A 16,317-nucleotide genomic window follows, 5' to 3' on the forward strand; every position below is an offset into this window, starting at 1 on the left:
TTAGAATGTAAACGAGGCTCGAAACAAGAGGCGGACTCCTGCGGGAAAAGCGTGAGCAGAGCCGACGAACAAAACGCTAAAATACATTCACCGTCTATATACACTGAACTTAATGATGTAACTGTTCTTTTGTTTCGTCGTGCGCTTTTCCGCGGAAAGACGACTATCCAAAAATTACTTACAACTCGTATAAGAAGTTTTATACTAATATTTAGGAAGTCGAAACGAGGTGAACATATGGAAACAATTACAACCGACATGCTATTAATGCTCGCGCCGCTATTTGTCGTGCAGCTTATTTTGCTCGTCGTGGCGCTACTCGATTTACGACGTGTTGCGGATACGCGCGGACCGAAGTGGCTATGGCTCATCATCATTTTATTCGTCAATATCGTCGGACCAATCGTGTACTTTATCGTAGGGAGGAAACAATAATGCTACAAGTAGAGCAGTTAACGAAACGATTTGGAAAAAAGGCTGTTGTGAGCGATGTGACGTTTGAGCTCGTGCCGAATACGATTACGGCGCTTATCGGACCAAATGGCGCGGGCAAGACGACGACGTTATCGATGCTTGCAGGGCTATTAACACCAACGTCCGGCATTATTCGGCTAGACAATCCGCGACCTGTGCAGCAGCAAGTCGGCTTTTTGCCACAATACCCGAAGTTTTTTGAATGGATGACGGCGTTTGAATACGTTAATATGATGGGCAAACTAAGCGGCTTATCGACAGTCGATGCGTTACAGCGTGCGAACGACGTGCTGCGCTTTGTCGGATTATATGACGAGCGCACGCAACGCATTAGTGGATTTTCTGGTGGTATGAAGCAGCGTCTTGGCATTGCGCAGGCGATTTTACATCGACCGAAGCTGCTTCTTCTTGATGAGCCTGTTTCGGCGCTTGATCCGATTGGGCGAAGCGACATGATGAAGCTATTACGCGAGCTAGCGGAAACGACGACGATTTTGTATTCGACGCACATTTTGCACGACGCTGAGAGCATGACAGAATACGTGCTATTTATGAAGGATGGGTGCTTAGTTGAGCAAGGGCATATTGATGAAGTGCAGCAAAAATACGACGCGCCACATATTGCAATTACGTTCGTACAAGAAACGGACGCCTTGCAATTTGCGAGCCAGTCTGAGCTGCACGTTAGCGTAAGTGAGCGTGTTGTGACGGTCGAAGTACATAACAATAAGCCGACGATGCAGCACATTATGTCGCGCTTAGCTGCGTCACCGTTTCAAGTGGAGCAAGTAGCATATGCGAAAATGACGCTTGAGCAAATGTTTATGAAGGTGGTCGGTGAGGATGCGTAATTTTACCGTGTTGCTTCAAAAGGAATGGCGCGAGCATGTGCGCAATTATCGCATTCTTTGGCTACCGCTCGTTTTTTTACTGCTCGGCATGATGGACCCGCTAACGTATTATTTTATGGATGATTTATTACAGGCGGTCGGTAACTTACCAGAAGGCATGCAAATTACAATTCCAAAGGTGAGCGCGGTCGATATGATCGTTGCGACGGCAGGGCAGCTATTATCAATCGGCACAATTGTTTTTATCGCACTATATTGCGGCAGCATTAGCGGTGAGCGTAAAAATGGCACAGCGACGTTACTATACGTGCGACCTGTTCACGGCGGCGTCATCTTTATGAGCAAGTGGGTAATGGCGGCGTTTATGGGAGCATTGACGACGTTTTGTGCAATCGCAGCAAGCGGCTATTATGCGGAAATTTTTTACGGGCAGCTGCCGATTGTACGAGTGGCGCTATTTGTCGGTATTTACTTCGTATTTTTACTTGCAGTCATTACGTTTACGTTAATGCTGAGCGCGTGGACGACGACTGCGATTGCGGCGGCAACTTCAATCGTTGTAATAATTGTCGGCATGATGCTCGATTCAATTATTGGTACGTACTGGGTGTATTCGCCGTTTAAGCTATCGGCATATGGCTTGCAGTACGTTGAAAGCGGCATCGTACCAGAGCAGCTCATGATGACGATGCTCGTAACAGGGGCGTTCATCGTCGTAAGCGGATTGCTCGGCATCGTGCTGACGCAACTGAATAAGCGCCAAACGAATGTGTAAATAAAACGAGGCATGTGCGATTTTTGCACATGCCTCGTTCGTTTACACGAATAAAATTTTCACTTTAGCTGGAATATTTTCAGGGTCTGTTACGAGCCCTTCTGCGATGTCGAGCTCATACGTTTTATTTTCAAACATAAATTTAAAAATACCGTTGTCAAAGTCGGTGCCGATCTCTTTAAAGAAAATCCCTTCGACTGATGTATGCTTCGGACAAGTGAATCCGATTTTAAACAGCTCGTCCGCTTGCTTCACTAAGTAAGCGTGCACGCCTTTTTCGTAGCGTTCGAACGGTTCGTGTGTGCCAGGGCGCTGCACCGAGACGATGTGGAAATCGACGAACGGCACTTCACGTAGTAATACGTTAATGAAGGAGCCTTTCGTAATTTCCTCCCAGCGAGTTTGGGCGCTTTGACCGACGATAATTTGTGTAATGTTATGCTTTTTTGCGACCTCACCGATTACTTTTGGCGTCGGGCGCTTTTCGTTATCTACAATGATAAATTCCTCTACTTGTAACTCCTCTGAAAGCTCTTTCCAGCGTTCAATGTAGCGTGACTTTTCCTCATCAAAATTATCTAGCGGGCTTGGGTCTACTGTTAAAATATACAGCGGACAATCTGCCATCGTCGCCATTTTATGACCACGGCGTATTAAACGTTCACCATTTGCACCGTAATACACACATACTAAAATGGCTTCATCAATGCGACCTTTTGCAAACTTCATCGCTTTGCACCTCTTTTTATATTGATTAAAAAATATCAAGCGTGTTCATTAGCTGTGCGATTATTCATATATATAGACGGTGAATGTATTTTAGCATTTTGTTCGTCGGCTCTCCACATCGAGGCAGGCTTTCCGCGGGCGTGGCTCGAGCTTGTAGTCTCTCGCTCACGCTTTTCCCGCAGGAGTCCGCCTCTTGTTTCGAGCCTCTTTCACATTCTAAATTTCAATCACCTTGTATATAGCTAATAAACACGAGTGAAAAAACAGATAATATGTCTTCTTTTGTCATGCGGCGTTCGTCATGAACTGTTGTACTGTTAGTGTACCTTTAAAGTGTCGTTTTTCATACTTAAAGCAATTGTAAGCTAAAAATGCTGCTTAAATTTAGCATTTTTCGAAATGATTCGTGGGAAAAATGGTGTTTTTTAGAGGATTATGACGTAATACAGCTGTTCAATGCGGATTGCATGAATTATGCAAAAATCACATGTTATACTATTTGTAGAGAATGAACTTAGCAATTTTGATTTTAGTATAGCAATTTTGAGTAATTCCGCGCTGATTTTGTTAATTTTTTTTGCGCAATTGTTTGTGAAATATTTCGTCGGTATTTCACAAACCCCCATTACAAAACGGTATATGGCTACTTATTATGCCAATCAGCGTTTCGTTAGTCAAGCTCCTAAAATTCATCTTTAGCAATCGATTCAATGTTAGGAGGAAAAAAATTATGATAATTAAATTGGCAGTGCTGTTGCCATTTTTTGCAGCAGCACTGATCCCGCTTGTGCATAAATTCATTAAGCGCGAGCAAATTGGTTGGTTTGTTTTAGCTGTGCCAATCATATTATTTGCATTGATTAGTTCGTACATCCCTCATACAGCTAACGGAAAAACATTCATCCATACGTTGGAGTGGATTCCGAGTCTCTCCATTAATTTCACCACATATTTAGATGGTTTAAGCATGATTTTCGGTTTACTCATTACCGGTGTTGGTAGCTTAGTTATTTTGTATTCAAATTTCTATTTATCAGCGAAAGAATCATTGCATCACTTTTATTGTTACTTACTATTGTTTATGGGTGCGATGCTCGGAGTTGTGTTCTCTGACAACTTGCTCGTACTATATACGTTTTGGGAGCTAACAAGTGTTTCATCCTTCTTATTAATTGCGTTTTGGCATCACCGTAAAGCTTCTCGTGCAGGTGCGCGTAAGGCGATGGTTATTACCGTTTCAGGCGGCGTAGCGATGCTTGTCGGTTTTTTAATGTTATATGCGATGACGAATACGTTTAGCATTCGTGAGCTAGTCGCACAGGTTGATGTCATTCAGCAGCACGAGCTATTTATTCCGGCACTGCTTTGCGTATTGCTAGGGGCATTTACGAAATCCGCGCAGTTCCCGTTCCATATTTGGCTGCCTGATGCAATGGAAGCACCGACGCCAGTTAGTGCGTACTTACATTCGGCGACGATGGTGAAGGCGGGGATTTATTTAGTTGCGCGTATGACGCCGATTTTTGGCGGGGCAGAAACGTGGTTTTGGCTCGTGACGTCGGTCGGGCTATTGACGCTCATTTGGGGCTCATTCAATGCGGTGCGTCAAAACGATTTAAAGGCGTTGCTTGCGTATTCGACGGTCAGTCAGCTCGGCTTAATTATGAGCTTGTTTGGCATAGGTTCGCTCGCACTAGCATTTGACTTTTCGGAAGAGCTCACACCGGTTTTTGCGCTAGCAGGGTTTACGGCGCTGTTTCATTTAATGAATCACTCGACGTTTAAAGGTGCGTTATTTATGATGGTCGGTATTGTGGATCATGAAGTTGGTACGCGTGATTTACGTCGACTCGGTGGGCTGTTGCCATTTATGCCATTAACGTTTTCGATTGCATTAATTGGCGCATTTGCGATGGCAGGCTTGCCACCATTTAACGGCTTTTTAAGCAAGGAAATGTTCTTTACCGCGGTGACGAGCTTGCAGCATTTTGACGTGTTTTCACTTGAGAGCGCGGTCGTTTGGATGCCGATTGTGGCATGGCTTGCGAGTGTGTTCACATTTGTGTATTCGATGATTATTATTTTCAAAACGTTTTTCGGGAAATATCACCCCGAGCGTTTAGATAAAGAGCCGCACGAAGCCCCGTTTGGTATGCTTGTATCACCGTTTATTTTATGTGCGCTTGTCGTGCTTATTTTCTTCTTCCCGAACGTGCTTGCACATTACGTGTTACAGCCGGCGCTTGCGAGTGTGTATCCGACGTTGCCACTAGATGCGATTACGCCGCACATTTCTCCGTGGCACGGCTTTAATTTAGAGCTGTTTATGACGCTTGGTGTCATTGTGCTTGGCATTGTGCTGTACAAAACGAAACGTTACTGGTCGTACGTATATACGTTTTTGCAGCCGCGACATTCGTTTAACGCGCTGTATGAATGGATTGTAACGACGACTGAAAACACATCACAGCGCGTGACGAACAAATATATGAACGGTTATTTAGTGCATTATTTTACGTATATTTACATCATCTTTTTAGCGGTTATTGGCGGCTATTTCGTCATGTCTGGCGCATTTAACTTTGATCCGTCTACTGATTCAAAGGTTGAAACGTATGAGCTAATGCTTGTATGTATCGTCGCGTGTGCTGCGGTGTCGCTACTATTTGCGAAGTCGCGCTTATCATCTGTATTGATTACCGGCTTAATTGGCTATAGTGTAGGCTTCTTCTTCATTATTTTCCGCGCTCCGGATTTAGCGTTAACACAACTCGTTGTGGAATCGGTAACGACTGCGCTGTTTTTAGTATCGTTTAAATATTTACCGAACATTAAGCCAGAGCCATCAGCGGCGAGTACAAAATGGCGCAATGCAATCATTTCTGTGGCGGTCGGTAGCTTAGTAACAATCATCGGCTTAACGATCGTGAACTACGACAAGTTCGAACCAATTTCGAAGTACTTTGAAAATTCGTATGAGCTAGCAGGCGGTAAAAATATCGTAAACGCCATTTTAGGTGACTTCCGTGCGTTCGATACGATGCTTGAAGTCGTCGTGCTATTTATTGCGGGCTTAGGTGTGTATACGCTCATTAAGCTGCGCGGACGAAAGGAGGCGGCGGACATTGAAAATAAATGATGTCATTTTACGTACAGTCGTAAAAGCAGTCGTCTTCATCGTATTAACGCTCGGCATTTATTTATTTTTTGCTGGGCATAATGCTCCAGGGGGCGGCTTTATCGGCGGCCTTGTGCTTGCGTCGGCAGTCGTGCTCATGTATTTAGCGTACGACATCGAAACGGTACAAAAGACGATGCCGTTTGACTTTAAAAAAATAGCGGCTATTGGGGTGCTGCTGGCGACAGGTACGGCGATTGGTTCAGTGCTATTTGATGTGCCGTTTTTATCGCATACAGATGCGTACTACAACTTGCCGCTTCTTGGCAAAACGCATTTAACGACTGTAACCATTTTTGAAGCGGGCGTAGCACTTACTGTTGTCGGTGTCGTCGTAACGATTATTTTAAGTATTAGTGAAGAGGGGGAGGAGCAATAATGGAATCGGTTATGGTCATTTTAGTCGGTGTACTTGTCGCCGTTGCAACGTATTTAATTCTCTCCCGTAATATGATTCGCGTCATTTTAGGAACGGCGCTATTATCTCATGCGGTGCACTTGCTCATTTTAACGATGGGTAGCTTGAAAAAAGGGAACGTGCCATTGCTGAGTGATTCGGATGGACCGTACACTGATGCGTTGCCACAGGCGCTTATTTTAACTGCAATCGTCATTAGCTTTGCTGTAACGGCGTTCGTGCTCGTGCTCGCTTTCCGCACGTACGGCACGAATAAGACGGACGATTTGCAAGAACTGCGAGGTAATGCAGATGAGTAATTTATTAATCGCGCCGATGATCCTGCCGATTATGACGGCGGTTATTTTAGTATTTTTGCGTGGCAATGTACGCGTGCAACGTTTAATGACGCTCGTGACGCTTATTGTCGTGCTCATCATTAGTTTATTTTTATTAATGGAAGTAGAAGCATACGGCATTATGCGCTTAGATTTTAGTGGTTGGCTACCGCCGTACGGAATTTTATTTGTCGGTGATGCATTTGCATTGCTGCTTGTAACGGTTGCAACAGTTGTGACGATTGCGTGCTCTATTTATGCGTTTTCGACAATTGGCGAGGCGCATGAAAACATGTTCTTTTACTCGTTTGTGCTCATGCTTGTCGCAGGAGTGAACGGCTCATTTTTAACGGGGGATATTTTCAATTTGTTCGTCTGTTTTGAGGTGATGCTGCTTGCGTCATACGTGTTAGTGGCGCTTGGCGGTGGGAAACGTCAGCTACGCGAATCGTTAAAGTACGTGCTCATTAACGTCGTGGCGTCTTGGATGTTTTTAGTGGCGCTTGCGTATTTATACGGCGCGATTGGCACGCTGAACATGGCACATATTGCGACGCGTGTAGCGGAAGTTGGGCAAGACCCAGTGCTGACGACGATTTCACTCGTATTTTTAATTGTATTTAGCTTAAAGGCGGGGTTACTGCTCTTCTTCTGGTTACCGGGCTCGTACAGTGTGCCACCGACGTCAGTAGCAGCACTGTTTGCGGCGCTCCTTACGAAAGTCGGCATGTACGCGATTATTCGTACGTTTACGCTTATGTTCCCGCATAATCAAGAAGTGACACATGCGATTATTGCAATCATGGCGGTGTTAACGCTTATCGCAGGCATGGCAGGAGCGATGGGTGGACGCGACGTCAAGACGATTGCGACATATAACGTGTTGATTGGCGTTGGCTTCATTATGCTCGGGCTTGCGATTGCGAATGAGCAGGCGTTTATGGGCGTTGTGTATTACTTAATGCATGATATGGTCGCAAAGGCGATGCTGTTTTTATGTGTTGGCATGATGATTTATTTAACAGGTGAGACGGTCGTGAAAAATATGTCCGGCTTAATTCGAAACTATCCGGTATTTGGCTGGCTATATTTTGTCGCGTTATGTGCGCTCGTTGGCATTCCGCCGCTTAGTGGCTTCGTCGGTAAAATTTTAATTGGTCAAGGGGCGATTACAAGCGGCGATTACGTGCTGCTAGCGGTCGGATTTATTTCAAGCATTGCGGTGCTATATTCATTACTGCGCATTTTCTTAGCTTCATTTTTTGGCGAGACGATTATCGTGCTAGAGGATGAAGTGCCAATTCGTAAAGGGATGATGGGCTCGTTAATAATGTTAACAGCGTGCATGATCTTTTTAGGGCTAGGCGCCAACTATATGATGCCGTTTGTCGAAGCTGCAGCGGCTGTCCTTGTAGACCCATCGATTTATATTGATGCGGTATTACGAGGCAACGAATGATGAGGTGAGCGCATGGTACAATTTATTTTAAATTTAGTGATCGCCTTGCTTTGGGTGTTGCTAAAAGATGAAGATTATTTCAAAGTATCGACGTTTATTGCAGGCTACTTAGTCGGCATCGTCATTTTATATATTATGCATCGCTTTTACGGCACGCGCTTTTATTTACGCCGCGTGTGGTGCATCATCTCGCTTATTTGGATGTTCATTGCGGAGTTGTTGTCATCGAGCGTGTCGGTTATGCGCCAAGTCGTGACGCCGAACTTAAACATTAAGCCGGGCATTTTCACGTATGAGACGAGTTTGCGAGGTGACTGGGAAATTACGGCACTGGCGTTGCTGCTGACGCTTACGCCGGGATCGGTTGTGATGGAAGTGTCAGAGGAGGGCAATGTGTTTTACATTCACGCTATGGATATGGAAGAGACGAAAGATCAAGTGCTGCGTTCGATTGCGCGCTTTGAACGAGCGATTTTGGAGGTGACGCGTTAATGATGGAAAAAGTATTATTGCTTGCACTTGTATTATTTATTGTGGCAATTGCATTGTCGTTATATCGTCTAGTCATTGGACCGTCACAGCCAGACCGTGCGATTGCGCTCGATACAGTCGGTGTAAACTTGCTGTCGGCTATTGCAATTGTATCGGTATTACTCAGCACGAAAGCGTTTTTAGATGCGATTTTAATTTTAGGCATTTTATCGTTTATCGGCACAATTTCCTTCTCGAAATATATCGAAAGGGGTGTGCTAATTGAGCGTAAACGAAATGATTGAATGGATTGCAGTTGGCATGATTTTGCTTGCGTCGATCGTTGCGGTGCTTAGTGCAATCGGTATGATTCGCTTGCCGGACGTGTACACACGCTCGCATGCGGCAACGAAAAGCGCCACGCTATCTGTATTAATGTGCTTGCTCGGGGCGTTCATTCACTTTTGGTTAACGGACGGTTACATTAGTATTCGTTTGCTGCTTGGCATTATTTTCGTCTTTATGACGGCGCCAGTTGCAGGGCATTTAGTATGTCGAGCGGCGTATCGTTCGCGCGTGCCACTTGCTGAGGAGTCAGAAGAGGACGAATTAAAGAGCGTATTATTTAAAGATGAACGTTAAAACTGTGGATAACTTTTGAAAAACGCATTGCGGGCTTGCTCGTAATGCGTTTTTTGCTGTGGATAATGCAAAAAGCTGTGCATAATGGGGATAACTTTGTGGATAACAGAAAATTCACGCAAAAAAATTCGGTGCAACATTGTGGATAACTGACGCGTCACAAAATTGTAATGCACTTGACGCATTTATGTACTTGCGAGCGTCGAATGAAATGCCTATTATTAAGTACATTGCGAAACATATCGAACAGAAAAGAGCGGTTCTTAGTGAAAAAAATAATGAGGCTCGTGCTGCTGATCATCGCCGGATATCTTTTTTTATATATCAACAATGAATGGCTTATCACAACCGAGCACGTGTATGAAACAAATAATATACCACAAAGTTTTGATGGCTTTCGCATCGTGCAAATATCAGATTTACATGATGCGACATTTGGCGAAGGGCAGGAGCGTTTAATTGAAAACGTCGCAAGCGCTAGACCAGATGCGATTTTTTTAACAGGCGATTTAATCGACAGCAATCGCTACAATTTAGAGCGTAGTTTACAGGCAGTGCGCGGCTTTATTGACATCGCACCAGTGTATTACGTGTTAGGCAATCACGAGGTAGCAACGAATTACGTCGGCGATATTTATGCATCGCTTGAGGCGCTCGGTGTTCATACGTTAAAAAACGAAGCGGTCACATTCGAGCGCGGTGATGCGAAGATGACGATTGCTGGCATTGAAGATCCGCTTATGAATACACCGACGAAGGATATGTTAAATGAGGCGCTGCAATATGTACGAGACGATGAGTTTACGCTGTTGCTTGCACATCGCCCGGAAATGGTTGAGCATTATGCAAACGCCGCAGTTGATGTCGTATTTTCAGGGCATGCACACGGTGGACAAATTCGCATTCCGTTCGTCGGTGGGCTTGTAGCACCAGGGCAAGGCTTGTTCCCGAAATATACGAGTGGGCGCTACGATGAGCTAAATACGTCGATGTATTTAAGTCGAGGTTTAGGCAATAGCAGCATGCCGTTTCGTGTGTTAAATTTACCGGAAATACTCGTTGTCGAGCTGAAAAAAACAAAGTAAAAGGCATAGGACGTATTAAACGTTCTATGCCTTACATTTTTTATTTAAAATTTTTCTCGCTACGCTCGAAAAACTAAGCTTGTTGCATCGCCTCGATAACTTGTGCCGCTGTCAGTAACGGTTCGCCACCACCTTGCACAAACTGGTCATTGCCGCCGCCTTTTCCGTTAATGAGCGGTAATACATGTGCGGTAATATCCTTCATGCTGCGGGTCACATTTTCGCCACGTGCTGCGACAATTTGAATTTTGCCATCGACGTGCGACGCAAGGAATACTTGTGTATCGGCATTTTGCGTAACGACCGCGCGCGCAATCTTTTGAAGCTGCTGCATCGACAAATCGTCAAACGCTTGAGTGGCAATCGTATTTGTCACAAGCTGCGCTACAATTGAATCAAGCTGTGCATCAAGTAACGCCTGTAGCTTTTTATCTGTTTGCTTCGCGCTATTCATCACTTTTTGCAATGCAGTCGCAGCGTCAATTTCAGGAACGCTTAGCTGACGTGCCACATCACTTAACACGCGTTTACGCATCGCTAGCTCGTGTAATACGCGCTGACCGCATACGAAATGAATGCGCGTTTGCTTTTTCATTTTTTCGACGTGTAAAATTTTCACCATTTGTACTTGCCCTGTAGAAGATGGGTGCGTGCCACCACAGCCATTGTAGTCGAAGTCCGGAATGATAACTAAACGAATGTCCCCTTCGACCGCGACATCTTTACGCAAGCTGTAGTCGCCAAGCTCATTTGCTGTAATCCATTTCGTTTCAATCGGGCGGTTTTGTAAAATGATGTCGTTTGCGCGCGATTCTGCTTGTGCGAGCTGTTCGTCAGTTACTGCTGCGACGTCTACATCGATCGTCACCGTTTCAGAGCCAAGATGAAAACTCGTCGTTTGAATATCGAAAAGCTCAACAAACGCGGCAGTTAATATGTGCTGACCGGCGTGTTGCTGCATGAAGTCGAAGCGGCGCGTCCAATCAATTTGTCCGGTAACGTCTCCAGTGACTGGGGCGCTAACGTAATGGCGAATGTCGTCTCCTACTTTTTCGACGTCCGTCACTGCGACGCCATTTAACGTACCGATGTCGTGTGGCTGCCCGCCGCCTGTTGGGTAAAAAGCTGTGTTCGATAGCACGACGAATGCGCGACCGTCGTGTTCACCAAAGTTTGTGACCGTTGCTTCGAATTGCTGAATGTATGCGTCGTTATAATAAAGTAAATGTTTCAAAGAGATACCTCCTAATAATTGTTTTATTAGAGACGATGAATGTATTTGAGAGTGGTGTTATTCGGCTCTTCACATCGAGGCAGGCTTTCCGCGGGCGTGGCGTGAGCCTGTAGTCTCACGCCCACGCTTTTCCCGCAGGAGTCCGCCTCTTGTTTCGAGCCGGTTTTCAGCAGCATTCTCAATCACCGAATATATATGATACGTGTTGGCTAGCTATGTTACGACGCCATAACTGGACGCGTGAGCCGAGCCCCAGGAAAGCGAAGCCGCACGCGTCCAAATTGTCAATGAACATATGCATATCCAGTATAACGCAAATAGTTGACCGCGCGCCGTTTTGCGTTATGATTAAAGAAAGACAACGAAGGAGCTTGACGCATGGACATTACACAATACTCAGTAGATGAAATTAAAGACCCGACAAATATTATTGAAGGTAAGCGCTACGAATTTTTAATCGACGTAGACATCGACGAAGAGGACGAGCTATACCGTGAGCAAGGTATCGAAATTCGCGCAATCATCGGCGAGCTAAACGGCGAGTACAGCTTAAAGAGCTACTTTTTAATCGACAAAGCGGATCAAAGCTACTTAGACTTCGCATTAGATGAAGACGAGGAAGCGGACATTTTAGCATTTTGTCAGCAAGAGTTAACAGAGCCAGCACCGGAAAGTTTTGAATAAATAATGAAATGTCTTTGTTGATGTATAATCGGCAAAGACATTTTTTTATGATGAACTGGATAACTATATACAAGGTGATTGAAATTTAGAATGTGAACGAGGCTCGAAACAAGAGGCGGACTCCTGCGGGAAAAGCGTGAGCGAGAGACTACAGGCTCGAGCCACGCCCGCGGAAAGCCTGCCTCGATGTGGAGAGCCGACGAACAAAACGCTAAAATACATTCACCGTCTATATACATAGATATAATTCGAATCATTAATATAAAAGTAAATTATATTTTAAATAAAGTTAAAAAATAATTGAATAATATTTAAAATTAAGTTAATATAAATGTAAGGAAAGTTGAGGTGGAACGATACGATGGACATGAAGGACATTCCAGATTGGGTGTTAGCTTTAGAAAAGGAAGATATCGAGTTTATTAAAAAGTTCGTCATCAATTCCGGCTCGCTAAAGGAAGTTGCTAAGTTGTACGATGTGTCTTACCCGACTGTTCGGCTAAAGCTCGACCGTCTCATTGAGAAGATCAAGCTAAGTGTCGAAGCGGAAAATGGCGACTTCATTCAATTTGTGAAGCAGCTCGTCATTGACGACCGCATTGAATTAGAGGAAGCAAAACTCATTATTGAAAAATATAAACATGAAAAGGGGCAAGCGTAATGTTTGGATTGGGAGATATTTCGAGTGTGTTATTATTCACAGTTTTATTAGGGGTGCAGTACGTATTAGCAAGTCAAAAAAGCGTATATTGGGGTGCGATTTTACCGGTTGCATTTGCAGGCTGGGGGACTTACGTGATGGCGACGACGAACGGTCATGTTGTTGGACAAGGAACAATCGTGCTGTTAGGGGTAGCATTCCTTTGTGGGCAATGGGTGAGCGGTCGCAAATCATTAAAAGCGAAGCAACAAAAAGAATTGCGCAAAATGCAAGTGCAAGATATTTAACTAGTGAAGCTGTCCGAGAAATGACTCGGGCAGCTTTTAAGCTTTTCGTAAGGTTCATGTACGTTTACGTTCAGCGAATTCGTGTAAGCTATAAGTATAGATTAATTTAGGGAGGAGTTTGTTGATGGATGTATACGTACAGCCGATTTTAACGGCAGGCATCGTGTTTGTCGTGCTAACGTTTTTACTGTTCGTACCGTGGTGCATTTACACGTTTCGCAAATACGGCTTTTTATCATTTTCGAAATCACTCATTATGTTTTCATTTATTTTTTACTTTTTCGCAGCGCTGTTTTTAGTGTTGCTGCCGCTGCCGGAGACGACAAATTACTGCGCACAAATTAAGCCAGACACGGTATTTTACAATTTGCGTCCGTTCCAGTTCGTATCGGACATTTTATACAAAAGTGGCATTACGATCAATCCGGCGACGTGGGTACAAACGTTTAAGCAGCCGTCATTTTATCAAGCGTTTTTCAACTTCTTGCTGCTCATGCCGCTTGGTGTTTATTTGCGCTATTTTTTAGAGGAAAAGACATATTGGAAGCGCGCATTTTTCATTGGGTTTGGCATGACGTTGTTTTATGAAGTGACGCAGGTGACGGGCATTTACGGCATTTACGATTGTCCGTACCGCATTTTTGACGTCGATGATTTATTGTTAAATAGTACAGGGGCGCTAATTGGTTTCTTCATTGCGCCAGTTGTGTTAGCGTTGCTGCCGTCGCACGATGATGTTGTCGAGCATGCAGAAGAGGTGAAAAGGCGCGATGAAGTCGGCCCGCTTATGAAGCTGTTTGCAGTGCTTCTCGATGTGGCGATCATTAATTATTCGTGGGATTTACTCGTGTTATTAAGCGGTGAGGCGAGCACGTCATTTGAATTCATTTATAAGTCGATGATGTATGCAGTCGTCTTTGCGATTGTGCCGATTGCGACAAATGGTGCGACCGTCATGATGCTCCTATTACGCTTCCGCATGAAACCTGAACGCGAGACGAATTTCGTGACAGCGACAGTGCGCAGATGGATTGCGCTATATGTGACGTACTGTATTTTCGAAGTCGCACGCGTTATGAGCCGCTTCGACGTACCGATGGAGAGCGATTTTTACGTCTTTACGATTTTGGCGAGCGTCGGAACGTGGGCAATTGCGATGGTGACGCTACTTGTGTTATTCATTCACGGCATCATCGTATTACTCGGTCGTGGCAAACGTCGATTTTACTTTGACCGCGCTGCACGATTAGTGGCGACGCGCAAAGTGAAAAAATAAATTTTTCGTGCTAGTGGACATGTCGCCACTAGCATTTTTTACGTGGAAAAGGGGAATAGTATGAAGAGAGTGAGACAAAGAAAAAGGGGGCAACAAGATGAAAGTAGTCATTATCGGTGGCGACGCAGCAGGTATGAGCGCAGCGATGGAAATGGTGCGCAGTGAAGTGGACGTCAATATTACCGTGTTAGAAAAGGGCGACATTTATTCGTACGGGCAATGCGGGCTGCCGTACGTTATTGATGGGACGATTGCCGACACGGACGAGCTTATCGCAAAATCGGTCGAGGCGTTTCGTGAAAAAGGAATCGATGCACGCACGCGACATGAAGTAACATACGTCGACATTGATGAACAGCTTGTGGAAGGAACGGACGGGCATACAGGTGAGCCGTTTTCAATTCCGTATGACAAGCTCATTATCGCAAGCGGGGCGAGTCCGACGATGCCACGATGGAACAACAAACAGCTCGACGGCATTCATACGATTAAAACGATTCCACAAATGGAGGCGCTGCTACACGATTTAGAAGGTAAGGAGCACGTCACTGTTATCGGGGCGGGCTACATCGCACTTGAAGCGGCAGAAACACTCGTGTCGCGCGGCTTGCAAGTACGCATCATTCAGCGCGGTGCACAGCTAATGAGTACGATCGATGCGGAGCTTGCCGAGCATATTTTAGCGGAGGCACAAAAGCAAGGTGTCGAAGTATTACTGAATACGAATACGCTCGGCTTTATCGGTACGTCACACGTCGAAGCAGTCGAGACGGAAAACGGTACGTACGAAACAGATGTAGTAATCGTCGCAACAGGTGTCCGTCCGAATACGCAGTTTATTGAACATACGCATATGCATACGCTCGCGAACGGGGCGATTATCGTTAACGGGCAAATGGAGACGAATGTGTCGAATATTTATGCGGCAGGTGATTGTGCAGCGCATTATTTACGCCACATTAATCGCTATGCGTACATTCCACTTGGCACGACGGCGAATAAGCAAGGGCGCATCGCTGGGAAAAACATCGTCGGGGAACTGCTCGACTTTAAAGGTATTCTCGGGACATCGGTGCTGAAATTTTTCGACGTAACGATTGGGCAAACGGGTATGAATAATAGCTCGGTCGATGAAGTAAATGCGGACGTGCGCGTTATTCGTTATACAGCGAACAATCATGCGTCGTATTACCCGAACGTGCAGCCGATGCATTTATGTATGTTCGTGCATGCGCGTACACAGCAGTTGCTCGGCTTACAAATCGTCGGTGGTGACGGTGTCGATAAGCGCATCGATGTATTTGCGACGGCGATGACTGCGAACATGAGCTTGAAAGATTTATCGGATTTAGATTTAAGCTATGCGCCACCATACAACGGTGTGTGGGACCCGCTGCAGCAAATGGCAAACCGCTTTAGTTTGTAAACGAAAGGACGACTAGTTTTATGCTAGTCGTCTTTTTATTCGTTAAAAGCCGACGATGCCGACGTTAAACATCGTTCCAAAAGCAAAGGACAGTGACAGCAAAGCACGAATGAATCGATTCATGATGAAAGCCCTCCTTTACAAAGTTAAAGTAACCATCTATTCCCACATTGCATGGACATTAATCTTTTGCTCGTCGACTTTCGCCATATACGTTTCAACTTGCATATCGTACATTGCATGGACATTAATCTTTTGCTCGTTTGCGTAAATTAGATTTGTTGATACGCCATTTTCCTACAGCTGAATCGCTTTTTTGAACCGTAAAATCGAAATCAATGCTGCATTAT

General features: G+C 44.9%; 18 protein-coding genes. 16 read left to right on the top strand and 2 right to left on the bottom strand.

Annotated features, from left to right (window positions below):
• Positions 1-237 precede the first annotated feature (237 nt).
• Genes A6K76_RS07215 through A6K76_RS07225 form a run of 3 tightly spaced genes read left to right on the top strand, consistent with a single transcriptional unit; the run spans position 238 to position 2,100 of the window.
• Positions 238-435: a PLD nuclease N-terminal domain-containing protein gene (locus A6K76_RS07215; RefSeq protein ID WP_066463557.1), complete on the top strand. Its 198-nt coding sequence runs from the start codon at positions 238-240 to the stop codon at positions 433-435.
• Entirely contained in the window at positions 435-1,325 is an 891-nt protein-coding gene (locus A6K76_RS07220; RefSeq protein ID WP_066463559.1) for an ABC transporter ATP-binding protein, read from the top strand. Before A6K76_RS07215 ends, A6K76_RS07220 begins: the two co-directional genes overlap by 1 nt.
• The gene (locus tag A6K76_RS07225; protein ID WP_066463562.1) at positions 1,318-2,100 is read left to right on the top strand and encodes an ABC transporter permease subunit; all 783 of its coding nucleotides are present in this window, start codon (positions 1,318-1,320) and stop codon (positions 2,098-2,100) included. The genes A6K76_RS07220 and A6K76_RS07225 overlap by 8 nt, the downstream gene beginning before the upstream one ends.
• Before the next feature lie 42 nt (positions 2,101-2,142).
• On the opposite strand, the gene A6K76_RS07230 is transcribed toward A6K76_RS07225, so the two are convergent.
• Positions 2,143-2,829, bottom strand: a complete 687-nt coding sequence (locus A6K76_RS07230; RefSeq protein WP_066463564.1) for a universal stress protein — start codon at positions 2,827-2,829, stop codon at positions 2,143-2,145.
• 730 nt (positions 2,830-3,559) lie between these two features.
• On the opposite strand from A6K76_RS07230, the gene A6K76_RS07235 reads away from it, so the two are divergent.
• The 8 genes from A6K76_RS07235 to A6K76_RS07275 all read left to right on the top strand — a co-directional run bounded on the left by A6K76_RS07235 (position 3,560) and on the right by A6K76_RS07275 (position 10,399).
• On the top strand, positions 3,560-5,968 hold the full coding sequence (locus A6K76_RS07235; RefSeq protein ID WP_066463566.1) for a Na+/H+ antiporter subunit A: 2,409 nt from the start codon (positions 3,560-3,562) through the stop codon (positions 5,966-5,968).
• Positions 5,955-6,386: a Na(+)/H(+) antiporter subunit B gene (locus A6K76_RS07240; protein ID WP_066463568.1), complete on the top strand. Its 432-nt coding sequence runs from the start codon at positions 5,955-5,957 to the stop codon at positions 6,384-6,386. Before A6K76_RS07235 ends, A6K76_RS07240 begins: the two co-directional genes overlap by 14 nt.
• Positions 6,386-6,724, top strand: coding sequence for a Na(+)/H(+) antiporter subunit C (locus tag A6K76_RS07245; RefSeq protein WP_066463570.1), 339 nt, complete (start codon positions 6,386-6,388; stop codon positions 6,722-6,724). Before A6K76_RS07240 ends, A6K76_RS07245 begins: the two co-directional genes overlap by 1 nt.
• A complete protein-coding gene (locus tag A6K76_RS07250) occupies positions 6,717-8,201 on the top strand; it encodes a Na+/H+ antiporter subunit D (protein WP_066463571.1) in 1,485 nt (494 codons plus the stop codon). The genes A6K76_RS07245 and A6K76_RS07250 overlap by 8 nt, the downstream gene beginning before the upstream one ends.
• A gap of 12 nt (positions 8,202-8,213) precedes the next feature.
• Positions 8,214-8,693 carry a Na+/H+ antiporter subunit E gene (locus A6K76_RS07255; protein ID WP_066463573.1) on the top strand — a complete coding sequence of 160 codons (480 nt, stop codon included), beginning with the start codon at positions 8,214-8,216 and terminating at the stop codon, positions 8,691-8,693.
• On the top strand, positions 8,693-8,977 hold the full coding sequence (locus A6K76_RS07260) for a Na(+)/H(+) antiporter subunit F1 (protein ID WP_066463574.1): 285 nt from the start codon (positions 8,693-8,695) through the stop codon (positions 8,975-8,977). Before A6K76_RS07255 ends, A6K76_RS07260 begins: the two co-directional genes overlap by 1 nt.
• Complete coding sequence (locus A6K76_RS07265) at positions 8,955-9,314, top strand: Na+/H+ antiporter subunit G (protein WP_066463575.1); 360 nt, start codon at positions 8,955-8,957, stop codon at positions 9,312-9,314. The genes A6K76_RS07260 and A6K76_RS07265 overlap by 23 nt, the downstream gene beginning before the upstream one ends.
• 404 nt (positions 9,315-9,718) lie before the next feature.
• Complete coding sequence (locus A6K76_RS07275) at positions 9,719-10,399, top strand: metallophosphoesterase (RefSeq protein ID WP_342669492.1); 681 nt, start codon at positions 9,719-9,721, stop codon at positions 10,397-10,399.
• A gap of 73 nt (positions 10,400-10,472) precedes the next feature.
• Here the strand turns inward: A6K76_RS07275 and A6K76_RS07280 are convergent, their stop codons facing one another.
• Positions 10,473-11,633, bottom strand: coding sequence for an alanyl-tRNA editing protein (locus A6K76_RS07280; RefSeq protein WP_066463580.1), 1,161 nt, complete (start codon positions 11,631-11,633; stop codon positions 10,473-10,475).
• A 378-nt stretch (positions 11,634-12,011) separates the two neighbouring features.
• Between A6K76_RS07280 and A6K76_RS07285 the strand changes: the two genes are divergently transcribed.
• The 5 genes from A6K76_RS07285 to A6K76_RS07305 all read left to right on the top strand — a co-directional run bounded on the left by A6K76_RS07285 (position 12,012) and on the right by A6K76_RS07305 (position 15,967).
• Positions 12,012-12,317: a DUF6509 family protein gene (locus A6K76_RS07285; protein ID WP_066463582.1), complete on the top strand. Its 306-nt coding sequence runs from the start codon at positions 12,012-12,014 to the stop codon at positions 12,315-12,317.
• A 361-nt stretch (positions 12,318-12,678) separates the two neighbouring features.
• A complete protein-coding gene (locus tag A6K76_RS07290) occupies positions 12,679-12,978 on the top strand; it encodes a DUF2089 family protein (protein WP_066463583.1) in 300 nt (99 codons plus the stop codon).
• Positions 12,978-13,265, top strand: a complete 288-nt coding sequence (locus A6K76_RS07295) for a hypothetical protein (RefSeq protein ID WP_066463584.1) — start codon at positions 12,978-12,980, stop codon at positions 13,263-13,265. The genes A6K76_RS07290 and A6K76_RS07295 overlap by 1 nt, the downstream gene beginning before the upstream one ends.
• 124 nt (positions 13,266-13,389) lie before the next feature.
• The gene (locus A6K76_RS07300) at positions 13,390-14,541 is read left to right on the top strand and encodes a VanZ family protein (RefSeq protein ID WP_066463585.1); all 1,152 of its coding nucleotides are present in this window, start codon (positions 13,390-13,392) and stop codon (positions 14,539-14,541) included.
• A 97-nt stretch (positions 14,542-14,638) separates the two neighbouring features.
• Complete coding sequence (locus A6K76_RS07305) at positions 14,639-15,967, top strand: FAD-dependent oxidoreductase (protein ID WP_066463586.1); 1,329 nt, start codon at positions 14,639-14,641, stop codon at positions 15,965-15,967.
• Positions 15,968-16,317: the final 350 nt, after the last annotated feature.

This window comes from Caryophanon latum (assembly GCF_001700325.1).
Lineage (GTDB): Bacteria > Bacillota > Bacilli > Bacillales_A > Planococcaceae > Caryophanon > Caryophanon latum.